This is a genomic window from Nocardia sp. NPDC003963, from assembly GCF_053605105.1.
The window spans coordinates 157,460-179,534 of the sequence record NZ_JBSGIP010000002.1 but is presented as its reverse complement, the minus strand read 5'-3'; the positions used below and the strand labels follow the sequence as shown (position 1 = coordinate 179,534).

The following is a 22,075-nucleotide window of genomic DNA, read 5'->3' as shown; positions in this document are numbered from 1 at the left end:
GCCATGGACTACGACGACACCCCGGATTCCGCGGAATCCCCGGTCAGCGCCGGCTACCTGGCCTCCGACGGCGACGCCGACTCCGGGCTCCGGCCCACCTCGCTGGACGGGTTCATCGGCCAGCCGCGGGTGCGCGAACAGCTGGCGCTCGTACTGCGCGGCGCCCAGGCGCGCGGCGGTACCCCCGATCACATCCTGCTGTCCGGCCCGCCGGGCCTGGGCAAGACGAGCCTGGCGATGATCATCGCCGGTGAGCTGGGCACCGCATTGCGGATCACCTCCGGCCCGGCACTGGAACGGGCCGGGGATCTGGCCGCCATGCTCAGCAATCTGGTGCCCGGGGACGTGTTGTTCATCGACGAGATCCACCGGATGGCCCGGCCGGCCGAGGAGATGCTGTACCTGGCGATGGAGGATTTCCGCGTCGATGTGGTGGTGGGCAAAGGACCGGGTGCGACCTCGATCCCGCTCGATATCGCGCCGTTCACACTGGTGGGAGCGACCACCCGGTCCGGCGCGCTGACCGGCCCGCTGCGCGATCGGTTCGGTTTCACCGCGCATATGGATTTCTACGAACCCGCCGAACTGCTGCTGATCCTGCAGCGCTCCGCGCAGATCCTGGGCGTGGCGATAGATACCGATGCCGCGGCCGAGATCGCCGGCCGCTCCCGCGGGACGCCCCGTATCGCCAACCGCCTGCTGCGCCGGGTCCGCGATTACGCCGAGGTCCGGGCGGACGGGTTGATCACACTGGCCGTCGCCCGGGCCGCGCTCGAGGTCTACGACGTCGATCCGATGGGGCTGGACCGGCTCGACCGCGCTGTGCTGGGTTCCCTGGTCCGCGGCTTCGGCGGCGGACCGGTCGGGGTATCGACGCTGGCGGTGGCCGTCGGTGAGGAGCCGGCCACGGTCGAGGAGGTGTGCGAACCGTTCCTGGTGCGCGCGGGCATGGTGGCCCGTACCCCACGCGGCCGGGTCGCCACCGCCGCCGCCTGGTCGCATCTGGGGCTGACACCGCCACCCGACCTCGCGTTCGGCGCGCTCGAGGTGCGGGGGCGTGAACCCCAGCCGACGCTCGACCTGTTCGACTGAGTGTCGGTCGCGGGGCTCTCCGGACGGGGCGGTCGGCGCAGCTGAGCCGGGGCCCGGTCTACAGGCCGAACCGGCGGCGTACCTGTTCGAGGAAACTGTCGACCTCGTCGGGGTGGTAGCCGCGCTGGAACACACTCGGCGCCGTCCGCACACCGCGTCGCAGATCTTCGGAGGTCAGCGTCGCCCGTCCGGCGAGGGCCGCCGCGATCAGGTCGAGCAATTCGTCGACGTCCTGCTCCCGATACCCGCGGCGTCCGAATGGTGCTCGCGCGAAAGCGATCTGATGAATATCTTCGGGAGTCATCGGCCGATTATCGCGAAGATGTATCCACGCCGACACCGGTTTGCGGGCGGGTGACCACTACCACCGGCCCGCCCGGACACGGCTCGTTCGGGCGTGCGGGTGTGGCGCGGATCCGAAGAACTGGCAGACTGTGTTCGTACCTATCCCCTCCTCACCCAGATCAGGAACTGACTTCGACCATGGATCTGCTGTTTCCGCTCATACTGGTCGCGCTGCTGGTGCCGATGTTCCTCGGCATGCGCCGCCAGAAGAAAGAGGCCGACAAAGTCGCCCAGATGCAGGACAGTCTGAAGGTCGGTGACCGGGTCACCACCACCTCGGGCCTGTACGGCACCGTGGTCGAGGCCGACGACACCAGCGTCGATCTCGAGATCGCCGAGGATGTCGTGACGACCTGGCTGCGCGCCGCGATCCGCGATGTGCGGACCGACGACGAGGCCACCGAGGCCACCGGTGACGCCGAGGGGACTCCCGGTACGGATGCCGAGGGCGCCGAGTCCACCGACTCGCCGACCGCCCCCGCCGCCGAGGAGACCCCTGAGCAGACCGAAACCCGGCTGACCAAGGACTGATCACCACGGCCCGGCCACCGGACCGGATATCCCGGGCGACCGGTGGTATAGGCATGTGCCGTGGCCGTTCCACCCAGAACTTCCGCCTAGGAGATGACGACCTGTGCCACCGTCCCAGGGATCGGCGCACCAACTCCGCTGGCTCGCCTTGTTCGGCGTGCTGGTGGCCGCGATCTACGCGCTGGTGTTCTTCACCGGTGACAAATCACCGACACCCAAACTCGGCATCGACCTACAGGGTGGTACCCGGGTCACCCTGACCGCGCGAACGCCCGATGGGAACCGGCCCAGCAAGGACAGTCTCACCAAGGCCCAGGCGATCATCGAGAACCGCGTCAACGGTCTCGGCGTCTCCGGTTCCGAGGTCGTGATCGACGGGGACAACCTGGTCATCACCGTCCCGGGTGAGGACAGTCAGCAGGCCCGCACCCTGGCCAGTACCGCCAAGCTCTACATCCGGCCGGTCCTGAACTCCGCCCCGGCGCCCAGCGCACAGCAGGCCGCCCCGGGGCAGCAGGCTCCGGCCGGCACCCCGGCTCCGGGTGGTACCGCCCCCGCGCCGGCGCCCACCGCTCCCGCGACCGAGGAGGGCACGGCCCCCGGCGCCGGCGCGGATACGGGTACGGCTCCCGATGCGGGTACCACCCCCGATACCGGCGCTCGGGACGGCACATCGCCCGATGCCGGGGCGGTCGAGGAGACACCCGCCGCCGCGCCCCTGCCGGAGAGCGAGATCGATGTCCATCCGGCCCAGGCTCCCGGCGAACCGCCTGCCGAGCCTTCGGCACCCGCGGAGACGACCCCGGCTCCGGCACCTCAGGATCCGGGTGCCCAGCAGCCGCCCGCCGAAGGGTCGCTGACGCCGCAGGAGCAGGCACAGCAGGAGATCGAGATGGCCAAGGCCATCCGGCAGAGCGCAGATCCCACCACCCAGCAGCTCGCCATGGCCTCCCTGGACTGCGCGGCGGCCGATCCGCTGGCCGGTAACGACGATCCGAACCTGCCGCTGGTCACCTGCTCCACCGACGGTAAAGAGGTGTTCCTGCTCGACAAGAGCCGGATCGACGGGCAGGAGATCGCGAACGCGACCTCCGGCCTGAACACCGAGCAGGCCCGGCACGAAGTGAATCTCGAGTTCAAGGGCAGCGGTAGTGATGCCTGGGCCTCGCTGACCGGTGAGTACGTACAGCAGCGGGTCGCCTTCGTACTGGATTCCGAGGTGGTCAGCGCACCGGTGGTCCAGCAGGGGCCCCAGCTGGGCGGGCGTACCTCGATCTCCGGCGATTTCAACGCGGCCAGCGCCAAAGAACTCGCGAACACCCTGAAGTACGGTTCGCTACCGCTGTCGTTCCAGACCTCCGAGGCCGAGACGGTCTCCGCTACGCTCGGTCTCTCCTCGCTGAAGGCGGGTCTGCTCGCCGGTGCGGTCGGCCTGATCGCGGTGCTGGTCTACTGCCTGGTCTACTACCGCATGCTCGGGTTCCTGACAGCGTTGTCGCTGATCGGATCGGGTTTCGCGGTGTACGGGATCATGGTCCTGCTCGGCCGCTGGATCGGGTTCACGCTGGACCTGGCCGGTATCGCCGGTCTGATCATCGGTATCGGTATGACCGCCGACTCGTTCGTGGTGTTCTTCGAACGCATCAAGGACGAGATGCGGGAGGGCCGAAGTTTCCGGTCGGCGGTCCCGCGCGGCTGGCAGCGTGCCCGCAAGACCATTCTGTCCGGTAACGCCGTCAGCTTCATCGCCGCCGCCGTGCTGTACGTGCTGGCGGTCGGCCAGGTGCGCGGCTTCGCGTTCACGCTCGGCTTGACCACCATCCTCGACGTGGTGGTCGTGGTCCTGGTCACGGCGCCGCTCGTCCATCTGGCGTCCCGGTCCACGTTCTGGGCCAAACCGTCGGTGAACGGGCTCGGCGCGATGCAGGAGCTCGCCCGTGAACGCAAGGCGGCCGAGGCCGCGGTCGGGAAGGCGTGACCATGAACAGCCCCGTGACGATGGACAAACCCGCCGCGCCGCGCCCGTCCGGCGCCCGGCACAGCTGGTTGAACCGCCTCTACACCGGCACCGGTGTACTCGACGTGGTCGGCAACCGCCGCCGCTGGTACCTGATCACCGCCGGGATCGTGCTGGTCTGCTTGATCAGCATGGCGGTGCGCGGTTTCACCTTCGGTATCGATTTCGTCGGTGGTTCCCGTATCCAGCTGCCGGCCGGTGATGTCAGCACCGAGCAGGTGGAGCAGGTCTACAGCGACACCATCGGTTCGGATCCGGAATCGGTGCAGACCGTGGGTACCGGTGACGGCAAGACCATCCTGATCCGCTCGGAGACCCTGGACGCCCAGCAGCTCGGTGCGCTGCAGACCGCGCTGTTCGACCAGTTCCAGCCGCGCGACGACAGCGGGAATCCGAGCCGTAACGCCATCAGCGCCTCGGATGTGAGCGAGACCTGGGGCGGTCAGATCACCAGGCAGGCGCTGATCGCGCTGGCGGTGTTCCTGGTGCTGGTCAGCGTCTATATCGGTATCCGCTACGAACGGGATATGGCGCTGGCGGCGCTGGCCGCGCTCGTCTTCGACCTCCTGGTCACCGCCGGCGTCTACTCGCTGGTCGGTTTCGAGGTGACACCCGCGATGGTGATCGGCATGCTCACCATTCTCGGTTTTTCGCTCTACGATTCGGTCGTCGTCTTCGACAAGGTCGAGGAGAACACCCGCGGTGTCCTGCACACCAGCAGGCGCACCTACGGTGAACAGGCGAACCTGGCCATCAACCAGACCCTGATGCGTTCCATCAACACCACCCTCATCGGTGCGCTGCCGATCATCGGCCTGATGGTGATCGCGGTATGGATGCTGGGTGTCGGCACCCTGCAGGATCTGGCGCTGGTCCAGCTCGTCGGGACACTGGTCGGCGCCTACTCGTCGATCTTCTTCGCGACCCCGCTGCTGGTGAGTATCAAGGAACGCTGGGGCCCGGTGGCGGCGCATACCAAGAAGGTGCACGCGCGTCGTGCCGCGCAGGTGAGCGGACGACCCGTCCCCGGCCCGGATCGGGCCGCGGCGGCCCCCGGACGGCGTCCCGCGGGCGTCGTCGACGACCGGGAACAGCGCAACCCACGCAGGACCGGGCCCGGCGGACCTCCGCCCGGCGCCCGCCCCACCGGAAAACGACAGAGGCGGCACTGACAGACGAGGGGTAGTTCGATGCGACACTCATCTCTGCGCCGGACGATCGCGCTGCTCGCGGCGACTGCCGCGGCTGCCGCACTGGCGGCCGGATGTTCCGGCAAGGACAAGGTGCCCTCGATCGGGTACGCCGTCGACACCACCGTCACCAGCTACAACGGCGGGACGACCGCGGGCGCGGCCGCGGCGCAGGCGGTGTTCGGCCGGGTACTCACCGGATTCTTCTACACCGGGCCGAACGGTCAGCCGGTCGCCGATTCCGATACCGGGACCGCCAAGGAGGTTCCCGGGGAGGCGCAGACCATCCAGTACCGGCTCAACCCCGCCGGCGTCTACTCCGACGGTGTCCCCACCTCGTGCGACGATCTGGTGTTCACCTGGGCCGCGCGCAGCGGCCGGTTCCCCGGGTTCGATTCGGCGAGCACAGCCGGCTACGAGGATATCGAGCGGGTGGAATGCCAGCCCGGTTCCAAGGACGGCACCGTGGTGTTTCGGCCGGGTCGCCGCTATCTGCCCTGGCGTACCCTGTTCGGCGCCGGTGAACTGATGCCCGCGCACGTGGCCACTCAGGCGGCGAATGTGCCCGATATCGTCGCCGCCGTCCAGAACGACGACCGGCCCGCGCTGGACCGGCTCGCCCAGTTCTGGAACACCGGCTGGAATCTGGCGCCCGGTGATCTCGATATCACCGCGTTCCCGTCATCGGGCCCGTACCGGATCGAATCCTTCGATCTCGACGACGGTCTGGTCCTGGTCGCCAACGAACGCTGGTGGGGGAACGCGCCCGCCACCGGCCGGGTCGTCGTGTACCCGAAGCCGGCCGATCTCGCCGCGCATATCCAGGACGGTTCGGTCGCGGTGGTCGATATCGGTACCGGTTCGCTGCCCGAGCTGAATCTGGACGCGTTCGCGGTCCAGCAATTGCCCAGCCGCGGCGTCGAACAGTTGGTGCTCAGCACCGGCGGGGTCTTCGAATCGGATGCCGCGCGGCGCGCGTTCGCGCTGTGCGTCCCCCGGCAGGCGCTGTTCGATCAGCTCGGCCGGGTGACCGACGCACCGGAGACCGGGCTCGGTTCGGGTCTGTCGGATTCGCGGACCGTACAGCCCGATTCGGCCTACTATCCGTCGATCACCGGTGCTGCCGATCAGTTCGCCGGCGGCGATGTGGCCGGCGCGAAATCCGCGCTCGCCGATACCGGGAAGAAGCAGCTCACCGTCCGGGTCGGTTATCTCGCCCCGGATGCCCGGCGCGCGCGCACGGTCTCGATGATCGCCGATTCGTGTAAACAGGCGGGAATCACGGTGGAGGATGCGAGCACCCCGGATTTCGGTTCCGCGCAATTGGCCGGCGGTGCCGTGGACGCCGTCCTCGGTGGTCCGGGCGGACTGCCCGGTCCCTCCGGTTCGCTCGACGGGGTCGCCGCGGTCAGTGGTTTGCGCAGCGGTAGCGGACTCAATGCCGGTCAATTCCGCAACGGCCGCTACGATGCGATCACGGATCAGCTTGCGGCCGACGACAACTCGACAGATCAGCTGAATCTGCTCACCGAAGCGGAGAACCTGCTGTGGGCTCAGCTGCCGAGTGTTCCGTTGTTCGCGACTCCGCGCACCATCGCTTTCGGCGGTGGTCTGCAGAACGCTGTCGCGGGGCCCACCCGGGCCGGATCCGGCTGGAATATGGACAAGTGGGTCCTGCAGCGCTGAGCTGCGCGGGTTGCCGATGATGGAGGTTTCGATGAGCAAGCATGCGGCGGTCGAAGCCGCGGGCACGGTCGCCCAACGTAGCGACCAGGCCGCCGCGATGGTACGCAGATACACCCGTTGGGCCGACGATTTCCCGGAGCCCGGCGTCCGATTCGCCGATCTCACACCGGTTTTCGCCGATCCCGAAGGTTTCCGGACCGTGGTCGACTGCCTGGCCGCGCTGGTACCGGACGCCGATCTGGTCGCCGGAGTGGATGCCCGGGGCTTTCTACTCGGCGCGGGCGTCGCCGCCACTCTGGGTACCGGCGTCCTCGCTGTCCGTAAGCGCGGCAAACTGCCGCCGCCCGTGGTCACCCGCGAATACGAACTCGAATACGGTACGGCGGCCCTGGAAATCCCGGCCACCGGTGTGGCGCTGCGGGGTCGACGGGTCCTGCTGCTCGACGATGTGCTGGCCACCGGCGGCACGCTGGCCGCTGCGGCCGATCTGTTCGCCAGTGCCGGGGCCGAGGTGGTGGCGGCCGCGGTCGTCCTGGAACTCGCGGCGCTGGAGGGCCGTGCCCGGCAGGGCGGCTACCCGGTCACGTCGATCGTGACGGTGTAGCCTCCCGATCTCATCGGGCCGGTCACCGGACCCCGGATGTGACCTGGTACATAATGTCCTGGTGTTCCCGGTGGTCAGGGGTGTATCGTCGCCGGGGTCTTGTTCCCGAGGATCGGAGCTGCCGTTGCTCTCATGAGGTAGTCGCTCGTGCGGCCCGCGTCAGCGCGTCGCTTCCGTATCGATACCTCCAGGGGCAGCCGTGGCAGATATTTCCTTTTCCGATCTCACCTTCACCTGGCCGGACGGGACTCCGGTGTTCGACGGGCTCGACGCGGTCCTGGGCCCGGGCCATATCGGACTCGTCGGAGCCAACGGTGCCGGGAAGTCCACTGTGCTGCGGCTGATCGCACGCGATCTGGTGCCCGCACGCGGATCGATCACGGTGACGGGAGAACTGGGCTATCTGCGCCAGGATCTCGGTCTCGCCGCCGGTCACCGTGTCGATGAAGTGCTCGGTATCGACGAGATACGAAAAGCGCTGCACCGCATCGAGTCCGGTGGTGGAACCGATACCGATTTCGAGGTCGTCGGGACGCACTGGGATATCGAGGAGCGCGCGGTGGCGCTGCTCGGACGGCTCGGTCTCGGATACCTGACCGGTACGGTGCGGCAACTCGATCGCCGGCTGGACACACTGTCGGGCGGTGAAACCGTCCTGCTGGGTCTGGTCGCGCAACTGCTCGCCGAACCGGACGTGTTGCTGCTCGACGAACCCACCAACAATCTCGATCGCGCTGCCCGCACCCGCCTCTACGAAGTCGTGGCGCAGTTCACCGGAACCGTCGTGGTGGTCAGCCACGATCGCGATCTACTGGAACGAATGGACACCATCGCCGAATTGCGTGCCGGCGCGGTGCGTTTGTTCGGTGGTAACTACAGCGACTACGAACGGACCGTCGCGCAGGAACAGCAGACCGCTCGCGCCGCAATCCGTGACGCCCGCAGCGATGTGCGCAAACAGTCGCGGGAGCTGGTGGAGGCGCGGATCAAGCTCGATCGACGACAGCGCTACGGGCAGAAGATGTTCGAGAACAAGCGTGAGCCGAAGATCATCATGGGGCAGCGCAAACGGCAGGCCGAGGTCGCGGCGGGCAAATTGCGCAACAACCATCTCGAGAAGGTCGAAGACGCCAGGAACCGGCTGGAACAGGCCGAGGAGATGCTGCGCGACGATCGTGAGATCCGCATCGATCTGCCCGGTACCCGTCTGTATCCGGGGCAGCAGGTCATCGACCTGCACGAGGTCAGGCTGGCCAACGGGCCGCTGGTATCGCTCACCGTCCAGGGGCCGGAGCGACTGGCGATCACCGGCCGCAACGGGGTGGGTAAGACCACCCTGCTGCGGCGGATCACCGCCGAACCACCGCGCGTGACGTGGCGCGCGCTCCCGCAGCGCCTCGATATCTTCGACGAGCACCGGACCGTCTACGAGAATGTCGCCGCGGCCGCCCGGCACGCCGAACCGGAACGGATCCGGGCCCAGCTCGCCCGGTTCCTGTTCCGTGGCACGGCCGCCGATGTGCCGGCGGCGGCGCTCTCCGGCGGTGAGCGGTTACGGGCCGCGCTGGCCGTATTACTGCTCGCCGAGCCGGCGCCTGGACTGCTGATATTGGACGAGCCCACGAACAACCTCGATCTGGTGAGTCTCGGCCATCTCGGCCAGGCGCTCGCCGCGTATCGGGGAGCGCTGGTCGTGGTGAGCCACGATCAGCGGTTTCTGGACGAGATAGGGGTCACCCGGCAGCTGGAACTGACCCCGGCCGGACTGATGGGGTGAATCCGGGCCCCGCCCGCCCGGGGAACGTGGGAGGGTGGTCTGGCGTTCTACCGGGTAGCCGGGTATATCGAGAGATGTCGATGGTGTTGCGGTGGGGGTTTCCCACGGTGCTGTGGGGGTTAAAGTTGGTGGTCTGGAACGTTGCGGTGATCGGCCGCGGCACGGAGAGGTGGTGGCATGACTCAGCATCTGGGCGAGGCGAATGTCGAGCAGACGTCCGGCTCGCAGTCGAACGGTGCCGCCACCCCCGCCCCTGCCGCCGGTTCGCGCCCGGAGACCGCGCCCGAATCCGACGGTGTCCGCTCGTCCGGTGCGGTGCCCAGTTCGGCTTCGCGGCGGGTGCGCGCCCGGCTGGCCCGGCGGATGACCGGCCAGCGCGGCATACCTGCGGTGAAGCCGGTGCTCGAACCCTTGGCCACGGTGCACCGGGAGCTGTATCCGAAGGCCAACCTCACCCAGTTGCAGCGCGCGTTCGATGTCGCCGACGAACGGCACGCGACCCAGTTCCGGAAATCCGGTGACCCCTACATCACCCATCCGCTGGCGGTCGCGAACATCCTCGCCGAACTGGGTATGGACACCACCACCCTGGTGGCCGCCCTGCTGCACGACACCGTCGAGGACACCGGGTACTCGCTGGAGCAACTGACCGCCGATTTCGGGTCCGAGGTCGCCCACCTGGTCGACGGCGTCACCAAACTGGACAAGGTCAACCTCGGCGCGGCCGCCGAAGCCGAGACGATCCGCAAGATGATCATCGCGATGGCGCGGGACCCGCGTGTCCTGGTGATCAAGGTGGCCGACCGGTTGCACAATATGCGGACCATGCGGTTCCTGCCCCCGGAGAAGCAGGCCAAGAAGGCACGCGAAACCCTCGAGGTGATCGCGCCACTGGCGCACCGGCTGGGTATGGCGACCGTCAAATGGGAGCTGGAGGACCTCGCGTTCGCGATCCTGCATCCCAAGAAGTACGACGAGATCGTCCGCCTGGTCGCCGACCGGGCGCCGTCACGTGACACCTACCTGGCAAAGGTGCGCGCGGAAATCGTCAACACCCTCGCGGCGTCCCGGATACCCGCCACCGTCGAGGGCCGACCCAAGCACTACTGGTCGATCTATCAGAAGATGATCGTCAAGGGGAAGGATTTCGACGATATCCACGATCTGGTGGGTATCCGGATCCTGTGCGACGAGGTGCGCGACTGCTACGCCGCCGTCGGTGTGGTGCATTCGCTGTGGCAGCCGATGGCCGGCCGCTTCAAGGATTACATCGCCCAGCCCCGCTACGGCGTCTACCAGTCGCTGCACACGACCGTGGTCGGCCCGGACGGTAAACCGCTCGAGGTGCAGATCCGCACGCACGATATGCACCGGACCGCCGAGTTCGGTATCGCCGCGCACTGGCGCTACAAGGAGACCAAGGGCCGCCACTCCGGCGATGCCGCCGAGGTCGACGATATGGCGTGGATGCGGCAGCTGCTGGACTGGCAGCGGGAGGCCGCCGACCCCGCCGAGTTCCTGGAATCACTGCGGTTCGACCTCAAGGCGCCGGAGATCTTCGTCTTCACCCCCAAGGGTGATGTGATCACGCTGCCCCAGAAATCGACGCCGGTGGACTTCGCCTACGCGGTACACACCGAGGTCGGGCACAAATGCATCGGTGCCCGGGTCAACGGGCGACTGGTCGCGCTGGAACGCCAGCTGGAGAACGGCGAGGTCGTCGAGGTCTTCACCTCGAAGGCGCCCAACGCCGGGCCCAGCCGGGACTGGCAGACCTTCGTCGTCTCGCCGCGCGCCAAGGCCAAGATCCGGCAGTGGTTCGCCAAGGAACGCCGCGAAGAAGCCCTGGAGAGCGGTAAGGAGCAGATCAACAAGGAGGTCAAACGCGTCGGTCTGCCGTTGCAGCGGCTGATGAACGTCGACGCCATGACCGCCGTCGCCCACGAACTGCACTACGGCGATATCTCCACCCTCTACACCGCGGTGGGCGAGCATCAGGTCTCCGCCCACCATGTGGTGCAGCGGCTGATGGCCCAGCTGGGCGGTATCGGCGATGTCGAGAACGAACTCGCCGAACGGTCCACACCGTCGACCACACCGTCGCGGCAGCGGCTCACCGGCGATGCCGGTGTCCTGATCCCCGGCGCCGAGGGCACCGTCGCGAAACTGGCCAAATGCTGTACCCCGGTACCGGGCGACGAGATCATGGGATTCGTCACCCGCGGCGGGTCGGTCAGTGTGCACCGCATCGACTGCACCAATGCCGATTCGCTCCGCGCGCAGTCCGAACGCATCATCGACGTGGAGTGGGCGCCGTCACCGCATTCGGTGTTCCTGGTGGCCATCCAGATCGAGGCGCTGGACCGCACCCGCCTGCTCTCCGATGTCACCAAGGTTCTCGCCGACGAGAAGGTCAACATCCTGTCCGCGTCGGTGGCCACCCACGGCGACAGGGTCGCGATCAGCAAATTCACCTTCGAAATGGGTGACCCGAAGCATCTCGGGCATTTGCTGAACGTTGTCCGCAATGTCGAGGGCGTCTACGACGTGTACCGGATCACCTCAGCGGCCTGAGCGCACCTCCGCATTCGTTCCGGCCTGCGCTTCGTGCGTACCTCCGCGTTCGCTCCGGCCTGCGCTCTGTGCGTACCTCGGGGTTCGTTCTGGTAGTGCGCGTCGTGCGTACCCGGGTGGTCGGCGCCGGTCGTGCGCTTCACGGGTACCCACTCTTTCGCTCCGGTCGTGCGCGTCCGGCGTACCCACCGTCCACCCCGCCCGCGTACCTCCGGTCCGGCTGTCCGCGTTGCCACATAGCTCCGTGTTCGCTCCGTTCGAACCCTTCCCGCGTAGTTCCGCGTCGGTTCCAGCCGCGTCCTCTGTGCACCTGCCCGTTCGCTCCGCCTGGGGGCCTCTGCCTCGGCCGTGCGCGGACTGCGGATACGCCCACGGTTCGACCCTGTCCACGGGAGTGTTTCGGGGGCTTGGCAGGCGATCCGGGTCTGTCGGAAATATATAACGTTCGGGCTTCGGCGCGCCGCGTCACGTACGGATGTGCCCGGCGGGTCGCGTAAACTCTTCGCCGCTTCAGCGGTCATAGCCGGAATCTGTTACCGTTTACTGCGTTTCGTCGCGTTCGGTAACTGCGTAGGACTGATTGCGGGTCGCTATGGCTGGATACACAAGATTCTCGGGGATGCTGATCGCACTCACCGTCGCTGTGGCGACGGCGACAGCGGGCACACTCGTCGCCCCGGCGTACGCTCAATCACCCAATTCGGCGGGCCCGTCCACCGAACTCGCGGTGACATCGTGTCCGGCACTGTACGCCTTGGGGATCCAGGGCACCGGGGAATCGTCCCCTGATGCCGCGCCGACGACCGATACCGGCATGCTGTCCACCGTGTTCCGGCCGCTGATGGCGGCGGCACCCGAGCAGGGGCTCGTGGAGCGGGCGTATGTGCCCTACGAATCCAGTTTCGGTGGGGTCGACGGCGGTAGCGCCACACCGTATTCGGATTCGGTGAAAGGCGGCCTGATCCGGCTGCGCAGCATGGCGAACTCGGTGGCGCAGCGCTGCCCGGAGACCCGCTTCGCGATCGTCGGGTATTCCCAGGGCGCACATGTGGCGTCGGTGTTCGCACAGGAGGTAGGCCAGGGGCAGGGCGCACTGCCCGCCGAAAAGGTTGCCGCCGTGGCCCTGATCGGCGACCCCACCCGTAATGCGGGCGCGCCGCTGTTCCCCGGTTCGCCCGGTAAGGCCAATCCCGATCCCGCACCCGGTACCGAAGGCACCGAGATCGGGCATATCGCCGCGCTGAACCAGACGCCCGCCACCGGCGGTGGTATCGCGCCGGACCGCGATACCGCGGAGAATTTCGGTGAGCTCACCGGCCGTGTGGCCAGCTTTTGTGCCGCGGGTGATCTCGCCTGCGATGCACCCGAGGGCGCACCGATCCTCAAGGCGGTCGCCGGTGTCGTCGGGCAGATGAAACTCAGCGGCGGCGATCCGATCGCCTCGCTCACCTCGATCGCGCAGGCGCTCGCCTTCACCTCGATCAAAACCGCCACCAAGGTGGTCAACGAGGATGTCCAGGGCACTTCACTGGCGACACTGAACATCTCACCCAAGAAGTCCATCTCCGAGCGGCTCGCCGACGCCGCTGATCCGCGCACTCCGCTGGATATCCCGGGTGCCATGCGCGCACTGCTCAAAGTGGGCATGATCGGGCTGAACGCCGTGGTCACGGTGGTCCGGACGGTGCTGAACCCCACGGCGATCGCCGAATTGGCGACGGCCGGCCTGGCGAATCCACCGGCGGCGCTGCTGATGCTGGGAGTCAAACTGCTCGGAGCGATTCCGCAGCTCGTGCCGCCCACCACCGGTATCCGGCTGGTGAGTCAGTCTTTCAACGCGGTGATCGACAACATCACCGACAATCACGCGCTGCTCGATACTACGACCTGGGTCCGGTACTGGGACACCATCCAGCGGCACCAGGCCTATGGCAACGCGGCCATTTCGGCCACCGGCGATGCGCCCACCCGCTTCATCGCCGACTGGTTCGCCGCTGCCGCGCGGGATCTCGCCGCCGTCCACGGCAGCGGTAACGAACCCGCCCCGGAAAAGGCGGCGCCGCAGGTCGGAAGCATGCCGGACGGAGGATCGCCCGCTCCCGGTGGATTCTCAGGTTCCGACCCCGGCGCGTCTCCCGCGCCCGCTCCCTCCGGTACGGGACAATTCCCATTTGGGACAGGAGTGAACAATGGTGCCCCGGAAGGTCCGGCGGCCACCGCTCCCGCTCCCGGTACAACCGAAACCGACTCGTTCTCCGTGAACTGATCGCCGAGAGGGATCGATGATGCCAGATCACGCGCCCGGCGCCACGGGAATGGGGGAATGTTGAAGTCCTACAATAAGCTCGATCGATGGTACGACCCGTTGGAGCCGGACGGGGCGCGCGATACGAACGTGTCGGCGAGCGCGCCCGAATCGACCGGTGAGGACGTGCCGGGGGCCGATGACGGCCCTGCCAGGTACCCCGACTACATCGCCGGGGCCGCAAGCGCATCCGCACGGCCCGACCCGGCGCCCGCCGAACTCTCCGGGCGGCGCACCGAGTTCACCGGCGGCTGGTCGGACTGGGTGGATGTGCCGGACGACGACCGCGATGCGGAGCTGGTCCGGTTCCCCTGGACGGACGCCGATGACGAACTCGCCGAACCGGCCCGGATAGGCCGTGCTCCGTCCCGGCTGCGCGACGCCGGACCCGATGACGGTGCCCGTCGGCGGCGGACAGCCGGTGTCCTCGTCGCCGCCGTCGTATTGCTCGGTATCGCCGCGGCCGTGGTCCTGTACCTGCTGGCACCGGGTACGCCCGGTGTCGCCGGTTCCGGTGGGGCGCCGGACGGCGGTGCCGGACTACGTTTCACCGCGGGCAGCACCGGGACCGATCCCACCGCCGCGGCGTGCCCGGCCGAACAGACTGCCCAGGTGGTGAGCGGGGCGGGGCCCGGCGGAACGACTTCCGGACCCGAAGCCATCCTGCGTTTCCAATACGCCTACTACGTGCAGCGTTCCGGTGCCGAGGCACGGGCGGCGGTCGCGCCCGACGCACCGGTATCCGCCCCCGAGATCATCCAGGCCGGTATCGACAGCGTCGCGCCCGGAACCGCGCACTGCGTGCGGATCGTTACCGTGGCCGACGGCCGGTACACGGTCGAGGTCACCGAGTTCCGGCCCGGTGGCGAACCCGCGACCTACAGCAGGCAAACGGTCACCACCGCGGTGATCGACGGCCGCACCCTCATCACGGGTATCTCGGCCGGATAGAGGAGAGTGCAGCGATGGGAGAGGATTGGAGCCGCTGGCTCGATACGGGGCCGGATTCGGCCGCGGACGGGACCGACGGAGACCGGAAGGCGCGGGTGGTGCGGTTGCCGGGCGGTGCCCGGACCCGTGCGGCCGGTGCGCCCCGGCCGATCCTGGTGGTAGGTGGTTGCGGGGGAGCCGGGACCACGACCACCGCGCTGGGCCTGGCGGGCGAACTCGGTCTCTCCGGGGCGGCAACGGTCGCGGTGGACGCGACTCCGGCGGGCGGCGATCTCGCGCTGCGCGGCGCCGACGAGCATCTGCACCCGATCAGCATGCAGCAATGGCTGTACGGCCGGGGCGACGACGAACCGGCCCCCTTGAAGGAATGTATGTCGCGGGCGACATCCGGTATCGGCCTGCTGTGGCGTGACGCCGCGCCGCTGCGCCGCCGCGCGAGCTATCTCACGGTGGCCCGGGCGGTGGACCAGGCCGGGTACACCGGGGTCTACGACGGCGGGAACCCGATCGCGAGCCGGCAGTTGCGGCCGCTGCTCGACGACGCGGATGTCGCACTGGTCCTGACCATCCCGGCGCGGGTCGACGCGGCCAACCGGTTGCGGGTGACGCTCGAATGGCTCGACGACGAGTACGGCGACGCGTCGGAGCCGATGGGCGGCGGTATCGTCGGCGACACCACCATCGTGGTCTCCCATCAGCAACGCGGTGCCGATTCGCGGGTCGCCGATCATTTGCGAGAGCATCTGTCCGGATGGGTCCGCGATATCGTCGAGGTGCCCTACGACCCGCATCTGGCGCGTGGCGAACTGGTCCGGCACATCGCACTCGCCGACGAGACGCGCCAGACCTACGAGCGCCTACTCGCCGGGATGGCCTCATGATGCGATCCCTCCGCCTTCGCTCCGGGCTCCGCGGAACGCATGCGATCGGCCTCGCTTCGAGCTCCGCGGGATCGTATGCAGTCGCCTTCGCTCCGGGCTCCGCGGATCGTATGCGGCTCGATCGCTCCGCGCTCCGCGGATCGCCTGCGGTCGGGTTCGTTTCGAGCTCCGCGGGCCGGATGCGGCGCTCCGGCTCCGGGCTCCGTGGATTACCCGCCCCGTCTCGGGGGGAGGCAAAATGTCTGTTGCTATGAATCTTCCTCGCCGACCCGACCGTAACGCTGTTGCCGGAGTGGTACCGCCGCCGGAATCACGCCGTGCCGCGGTCTGGGACCGTCCTGTTCCGGGCGCCGGTCGCGCGCCACTGGTGTGGCTGCTGGGTGTCCACGGTGGTGCCGGGGCGAGTTCGCTCGCCCATGTGCTGGCGCCGGCCGCGGATTCGGGCCGGCGCTGGCCCGGTGTGTTCGATCGCGAATCGCCGTTCGTCGTACTGGTGGCGCGGGAGACCATCGCGGGACTGACCCATGCGCACGATCTGCTGCGCCAGCATCATTCCGGATTCGCCGGGCCCAGCCAGGTACTCGGCCTGGTCACGGTGGCGGCGCGGCCGGGCCGGATGGCGCCGGAGATCCGGCGCTACCGGGAGGTGGTCGCCTCGCTGGCCGGACAGGTGTGGCAGGTGCCGTGGTACGAGGAGTGGACGCTGGTCGAACCGGAGAAATTGCCGGTGTGGACGCCGGGAGTCGCGACCTCCGTACAGCGCCGCCGCCGGATCGACCCACTCGACGAGGTCCCGCTCGATATCCGGGAGCTCGGTTCGGAAATCGTCGCGGCCGCCCGGGCCGCGCTGGAGGAATCGGAGGCCGCCCCCGCCCGGGGCCGATCGAGATTCGTAGAGGAGTGATGCCGTGATCGCCGCCGTCGAGCAGGTGAACCGTGTCGTGCTCCCCGCGCACGCGCGGACCGAATGTTGCACCTCAGCTATCGAGAAAGGCACCCGATGAGCACCGTACTTCTTGCGGTTCACCAGGTCTACGACACCGTTGTTGTGGCCCAGGTGGGCAATCCGACGCCCGAGGCACCGCCCGGGTCGGAGAAGATCCTGCAGCTGGTCCGGTATCTGACCTGGTTCGTGCTGCTCTCCGGGATCTGCGGCATCATCTACGCGGGCGGCAAGTTCGCGTGGGAAAAATGGACCGGCGGCGGGCTGGAGTCCCCGAAGATGGTGGCCGGGGCGATGATCGGCGGCGTGGTCGCGACAAGTGCCGGCACCATCATGAACGCTGTCATCGGAACGTGAGGTTGTGATGGATCTGGTCGGGGCGGCCGGTGTTCTGGCGTACAAGCAGATGCCGGCCGAAGTGTTGGAACCGTTGATGCAGTTGCTGAACTGGTTGCTGTGGTTCGTTCTCATGGGTTGTCTGGCGTGGATGATCGTTTCGGCCGGAAAGCTGTGGTTGACCTTCAAGGGCGATCTGGCGATGAACGACGCGTCACACGGTGTGCTCATGAGCTTGCTCGGCGCGATCGTGGCCAGCGGCGCCTCCGGTATCGCCCTGGCATTCCTGCCCGGATGAGCCGGGGCGAGGCGAGGAGAACGACCTGCGCATGAATTCGACCGTGATTCCGGCTGTCCGCCGGACCGGCCGGCCGTCTGCCCGCTGGGCTGCCCGACTGCTGTCCGTGGCATTACTGACCGGCGCCGCGGGCTGCGGCGGTGGGGAGGCCGCGGCACCGCCCGATCTGTCCGCGCCGCCGACGAATGTGCGCTGGGTGCCGTTCCAGGGCGTATCGTTACCTCATACCGATCAGGGTCCGACAGCGGAAACCGGCGGTGCCGCAACGGGTTTCGAGCAGACTCCGGCCGGCGCCGGGGTGGCCGCGGTGGTGCACGCCGTGCGCCTGTCGATCGCCGATGACGGACAGTGGTCGAGTATCGCGGCCCGGGAAGTGGTTCCGGGCCCGGCGAAGGACGAATGGGCGGTGAACCGGGTGCAGTTGTCCATCACCGGGCCCGCGGATCCGGTCTACGCGCCCCGGCTGCTGGGGTACCGGATCACCGATTACAGCGATCAGCGCGCGACGGTGGATGTGTACACCGAGTACTCGGACAGCTCGAAAGCGGTGAACCACACGACCGTGGAGTGGTTCGCGCAGGATTGGAGGTTACGGCTGCCGGATCCACAATCGACCACGCGACCGATCGATTCCGTAACCGAATTACCGAGTGACACTGTGAAATTGGAGGCGCCGAAGTGAGCGGGAAGGAGACCTACCAGCGTGACCGCGTCTCCTTCGGCGTCGTGGCGTCCGCGGCCGTTCTCGCGCTGATCGTGGTGGTCGGCGTCGTCATGTGGACGGGTCGGGACGATGAGCGGCCCCAATCGGGTCCGGCGCCGGCAGCGGCGGTGGGCGAGGGTTTTGCCGATCCGGAGGTGGATGTGTTCAACCGGCGCATCGATATCCCCAACAACCCGGCCGGACAGGTCCTTCCCCAGGATCCGTCCCCGCAGCGTAAGCAGACGGACCCGGACTGGCTGACCGCCGCTCCGAAGGGCACCACCGACCCGCGTGGCTGGCAGCGCGTGTACGGCGCGTCGGTGCCGTTCTCCAGCTCCGACGGCCCGTTGCGGATCGAAGACGGTCTGGCCGTGGGGTATTCGCATACCCCGCAGGGGGCCGCGCTGGCCGCGGCGCAGATCACCTATCGGCTCAACGCCCGGCCGGCGGACCGTGATCTCTATGTCCGGCAGGTACGGGTTTCGGCACAGCAGATCGCGGCCTACGACCAGGCTCTGGAAGCGGATCGGCTGCCCGAACAGCAGCCCGAATCGGTGACCCGGTACCTGGTCGCATCCGATGCGTTCAAGATCGACGATTACGCGGACGATATGGCGATCGTGCGGTTGGCGTTGCGTGCTCCGGCGCTCGACGCGAAGCCGGTGTGGGTGACATTGCGGCTGATCATGGTGTGGGACGCGGGGGATTGGCGGCTCAAGCCGACCACTTCGCCGAACACACAGACCGAGTATGTCGAATCGCTCGAGGGGTGGACTCGATGGTGATTCCGATGTTGGGACGAAATGTGGAAGCTCAGGTAGTGCGCGAAGACGGCCCGTCCGAGCGCGGGGAGCGAAACCCCGCGGTATCGCACCGGGTATCGCTGGCCAGACGGCTCGTCACCATCCTCGCGGTGATCTTCACCGTATCGATGGCGACACCGGTCGTGGCCTACGGCCAGTCCTACGGGTTCGACGAGACCTGTAACGAGATACACGACGCCCTGGACGAGCTCGGTATTCCCGGGATCTCGCTCGGTGACGCCGCCTCGGCGGTCTGCAAGGCGGGCAACGCCGCCACGCATCCGGGTGAGGCGGCCACCGCGGTCAAGGACAAGGCGTGGGATTCGACCTTCGGCAAAGTGGTCGATTCGCTGATGAACGGCCTGGGCGAGGCCATCATCCTGGCGCTCACGTTCTGGATGAAGGTGCCCAACGAGGTGGCCAGCGATTCCGGTTCGCTGTTCACCAAGATCAACGACTACACGTATCAGATACAGATACTGCTGCTGATGGCCTCTATCATCATCACCGGCCTCAGATTGGCCGAGGCCAGACGCGGTGGGGCCATGCAGGAGGCGGCGGAATCGTTCCGCATGTTCACCCGGGTGGTGTTCAGTTCCTGGATGCTGGGCGCGGTCATCGTGGCCGGAACCGTGGCCTCGGACCGATTCGCCGAGTGGATCATCCAGGACTCGACCGACGGCAATGCCCGCAACATGGCCGAACTCATGGTGAAAACCAGTAAGCTGCAGGCCTTCTCGCCCGGTCTGGTGCTGATAATCGCCATTGTCGGACTGCTCGGCGCCCTGGCTCAGATCGTGCTGGCGATCGTTCGGCAGGGCTTGCTGGTGATCGCCGCCGGCGTGCTGCCGCTGGCGGCCGCGGCCTCCGGGATGAGTACCGGAAAGCAGTCGTACCAGAAGCTGGTCGGCTGGATCATCGCCTTCATGCTGTGGAAGCCGGTGGCGGCGATCGTGTACATGATCGCGTTCACCACCGCCGGGCACGTGGACGAGATGACCCCCGCGGGTGGACTGCCCGAGGCCGAGGAAGCTCAGCGCATGCTGGTCGCGATCGTGCTGCTGTGCAGTGTCGCGTTCGTCCTGCCGGCCCTGATGCGACTGGTGACGCCGGCTGTCGCCATCGTCGGCAGCGGCGGCTCCGGTCTCACCGCGACCGGTGGAACCCTCATCGCGGCAGCCGGTCTGGGTGCCATGGGTACCAAGGCCGTCGGAGCGAAGGGCGCGGCCGCGCCCGGTCGCGCCGGTTATGTCGGTGGTGCGGCCGGTCCGCCGCCGCCCGGTGGCAGTCGCGGTGGGGGCGCACCACGGCCGATGCCCCCACCGCGAGGCGGTGGCGGTGGCGGCGCGCCGTCCGGCGGACAGGGACCTCGATCGAGCGGGTCCACGGGCGGTGTACCGTCCGGTGCGTCCCGTGCGGTCAACAGAATGGGCGCAACCCGCGCCGCGACTTCCGGGATGACCCGCGCGGACCAGGCCATGGGCGATGTCGCGGGTGACGGCTGGACCAACCGTTCCCCCGACCTCGGTAGGAGCACCATCCCACGATGACCAGCACCGAAACCTACGAACGCCGCTCCTACGGCCTATGGCAGAAGCCCCGTAGCGCCGGTCTTTTCGGGCTGCGGTGGGAAGAGACCGTACTCGGATTCGCCGTGGTCATCACCGCGCTGCTCACCGCCATGATCGGCGGTTTCCAGTGGGGCGCCATCGTGGGCGGGGTCGGTGTGGTGATCATGGCGCCCCTGGTCATGCGACGTGGTGGGCGATCGGGCTACGAGACGGGATTGATGATGTTCCACTGGATGCGTTCGCGTAGCCGCGGTGAGCACGTGTACCGCGGTGGCCGGTTCTCCCGGGTGCCGGGTGGTTTCACCCGGCTGCCGGGATTGCTCGCTCCCTCCAAACTCTACGAGGGGATCGATGCCGGCGGTTATAGCTTCGGCATGATCCACCTTCCGCAGTTCGCGCAGTACACCGTGGTGCTGCGGGCGTGGCCCCAGGGCCACGAGGCGGTGGATCAACCGGTGATCGACCGCTGGGTGTCGGCGTGGGGCACCTTCTTGGCCTCGGTCGGCCAGACCAGCGATATCGTCGCCGTCGTCCCGGTGATCGATACCGTCCCGGAGACCGGAAACAGGCTGCTCACCGAGGTTTCCACGATCACCCGCCCGGAAGCGCCGGATCTGGCCCAGCAGGTGATGTACGAACTGGCCACCGAATTGCCGCAGGAACGGGTGCAATTGCTGCCCCGGGTCGCGATCACGTTCAAGGCCACCACGGCCGAACGCCGAAAGAACCCGGCCGAGGAAGCAGTCGAAATCGGTCGCCGGCTCCCGGGGATCTGCGCGGCGCTCGCCGAAGCGGGGGTCCGCGCTCAGCCGATGTCGGCCGACGAGGTGATCTCGTTCATCCGGCGCAGCTACGACCCGGCCTCGCAGGCCGATCTCGAGGTGGCGGCCGGCGAACCGGAAGGGCACGGCCTGGACTGGGCCGACGCCGGTCCGGTATCGCACGACGAGAAATGGGACCACCTCGTGCACGACGGCGGCCGATCGGTCACCTGGGAAATGGACACCGCCCCGGAGGGCGCGGTGGACGAGCGAGTGCTGCAGCGGCTGCTGGCGCCGAATCCGGAGGTCCCGCGTAAGCGGATCGCCATTGTGTACCGGCCGCATTCGGCAGCCGACGCGGCCGAGATCGTCGACGACGATTTCAAGAACGCCCTGGTCGCCCAGCAGAGCGAACGAGGTGTCGTATCGGCGTCGGCCACTCTGCGGGTCGGCGCGACCCAGCAGGCGCGGGAGGAACAAGCGCGCGGTCACGGTGTGACCCGTTTCGGCGCGCTGGTCACCATCACCGAACCGCACCGTGGTGATCTGCCGCGGATCGAGGCGATCACCCGGGACCTGTCCACGCAGGCCCGGCTCAAGATCCGCCGCTGCTACCGCTACCAGGCGGCGGCCTTCGCGGCGTCGCTCGGCTGCGGGGTGATCCTGCCCGAGCACGCGACCATTCCCAAGGCATTGGCGGGGTGAAC

Annotated in this window: 19 protein-coding genes; 18 read left to right on the top strand and 1 reads right to left on the bottom strand. The window is 67.9% G+C overall.

Translation table 11 applies throughout. The annotated features are described in order from the left end of the window. Positions 1-3 precede the first annotated feature (3 nt). Positions 4-1,092, top strand: coding sequence for a Holliday junction branch migration DNA helicase RuvB (ruvB, locus tag ACWEWT_RS09430; RefSeq protein WP_452557850.1), 1,089 nt, complete (start codon positions 4-6; stop codon positions 1,090-1,092). A gap of 58 nt (positions 1,093-1,150) precedes the next feature. Here the strand turns inward: ruvB and ACWEWT_RS09425 are convergent, their stop codons facing one another. After that, complete coding sequence (locus tag ACWEWT_RS09425) at positions 1,151-1,396, bottom strand: DivIVA domain-containing protein (RefSeq protein ID WP_452557849.1); 246 nt, start codon at positions 1,394-1,396, stop codon at positions 1,151-1,153. Positions 1,397-1,575: 179 nt separating this feature from the next. On the opposite strand from ACWEWT_RS09425, the gene yajC reads away from it, so the two are divergent. From yajC to ACWEWT_RS09340, 17 genes are all read left to right on the top strand, one after another. Then, on the top strand, positions 1,576-1,968 hold the full coding sequence (gene yajC, locus ACWEWT_RS09420; RefSeq protein ID WP_452557848.1) for a preprotein translocase subunit YajC: 393 nt from the start codon (positions 1,576-1,578) through the stop codon (positions 1,966-1,968). Between the two features lie 103 nt (positions 1,969-2,071). Beyond that, entirely contained in the window at positions 2,072-3,946 is a 1,875-nt protein-coding gene (gene secD / locus ACWEWT_RS09415) for a protein translocase subunit SecD (protein ID WP_452557847.1), read from the top strand. A 2-nt stretch (positions 3,947-3,948) separates the two neighbouring features. Beyond that, positions 3,949-5,157, top strand: a complete 1,209-nt coding sequence (secF, locus tag ACWEWT_RS09410) for a protein translocase subunit SecF (RefSeq protein ID WP_452557846.1) — start codon at positions 3,949-3,951, stop codon at positions 5,155-5,157. Between the two features lie 18 nt (positions 5,158-5,175). Further along, positions 5,176-6,861, top strand: a complete 1,686-nt coding sequence (locus tag ACWEWT_RS09405; RefSeq protein ID WP_452557845.1) for an ABC transporter substrate-binding protein — start codon at positions 5,176-5,178, stop codon at positions 6,859-6,861. A 97-nt stretch (positions 6,862-6,958) separates the two neighbouring features. Further along, positions 6,959-7,465, top strand: a complete 507-nt coding sequence (locus tag ACWEWT_RS09400; RefSeq protein WP_452558087.1) for an adenine phosphoribosyltransferase — start codon at positions 6,959-6,961, stop codon at positions 7,463-7,465. 199 nt (positions 7,466-7,664) lie between these two features. Continuing rightward, positions 7,665-9,242: an ABC-F family ATP-binding cassette domain-containing protein gene (locus ACWEWT_RS09395; protein ID WP_452557844.1), complete on the top strand. Its 1,578-nt coding sequence runs from the start codon at positions 7,665-7,667 to the stop codon at positions 9,240-9,242. A gap of 177 nt (positions 9,243-9,419) precedes the next feature. Next, the gene (locus ACWEWT_RS09390) at positions 9,420-11,816 is read left to right on the top strand and encodes a RelA/SpoT family protein (RefSeq protein ID WP_452557843.1); all 2,397 of its coding nucleotides are present in this window, start codon (positions 9,420-9,422) and stop codon (positions 11,814-11,816) included. A 619-nt stretch (positions 11,817-12,435) separates the two neighbouring features. Then, positions 12,436-14,082 (top strand): cutinase family protein, encoded by a 1,647-nt coding sequence (locus ACWEWT_RS09385; protein WP_452557842.1) that lies wholly within the window; start codon positions 12,436-12,438, stop codon positions 14,080-14,082. Positions 14,083-14,139: 57 nt separating this feature from the next. Continuing rightward, positions 14,140-15,072, top strand: coding sequence for a hypothetical protein (locus ACWEWT_RS09380; RefSeq protein ID WP_452557841.1), 933 nt, complete (start codon positions 14,140-14,142; stop codon positions 15,070-15,072). A gap of 14 nt (positions 15,073-15,086) precedes the next feature. Beyond that, on the top strand, positions 15,087-15,953 hold the full coding sequence (locus ACWEWT_RS09375) for a MinD/ParA family ATP-binding protein (protein ID WP_452557840.1): 867 nt from the start codon (positions 15,087-15,089) through the stop codon (positions 15,951-15,953). Positions 15,954-16,203: 250 nt separating this feature from the next. Further along, positions 16,204-16,857, top strand: a complete 654-nt coding sequence (locus tag ACWEWT_RS09370; RefSeq protein ID WP_452557839.1) for a hypothetical protein — start codon at positions 16,204-16,206, stop codon at positions 16,855-16,857. Positions 16,858-16,953: 96 nt separating this feature from the next. Continuing rightward, entirely contained in the window at positions 16,954-17,253 is a 300-nt protein-coding gene (locus tag ACWEWT_RS09365) for a hypothetical protein (RefSeq protein WP_030521532.1), read from the top strand. Positions 17,254-17,260: 7 nt separating this feature from the next. Further along, positions 17,261-17,530, top strand: coding sequence for a hypothetical protein (locus ACWEWT_RS09360; RefSeq protein WP_030521531.1), 270 nt, complete (start codon positions 17,261-17,263; stop codon positions 17,528-17,530). Between the two features lie 31 nt (positions 17,531-17,561). Further along, complete coding sequence (locus tag ACWEWT_RS09355; RefSeq protein ID WP_452557838.1) at positions 17,562-18,212, top strand: hypothetical protein; 651 nt, start codon at positions 17,562-17,564, stop codon at positions 18,210-18,212. Continuing rightward, the gene (locus tag ACWEWT_RS09350) at positions 18,209-19,018 is read left to right on the top strand and encodes a hypothetical protein (RefSeq protein ID WP_452557837.1); all 810 of its coding nucleotides are present in this window, start codon (positions 18,209-18,211) and stop codon (positions 19,016-19,018) included. Before ACWEWT_RS09355 ends, ACWEWT_RS09350 begins: the two co-directional genes overlap by 4 nt. A 5-nt stretch (positions 19,019-19,023) precedes the next feature. Continuing rightward, complete coding sequence (locus tag ACWEWT_RS09345) at positions 19,024-20,586, top strand: hypothetical protein (protein WP_452557836.1); 1,563 nt, start codon at positions 19,024-19,026, stop codon at positions 20,584-20,586. Next, positions 20,583-22,073 carry an SCO6880 family protein gene (locus ACWEWT_RS09340; protein WP_452557835.1) on the top strand — a complete coding sequence of 497 codons (1,491 nt, stop codon included), beginning with the start codon at positions 20,583-20,585 and terminating at the stop codon, positions 22,071-22,073. The genes ACWEWT_RS09345 and ACWEWT_RS09340 overlap by 4 nt, the downstream gene beginning before the upstream one ends. Positions 22,074-22,075: the final 2 nt, after the last annotated feature.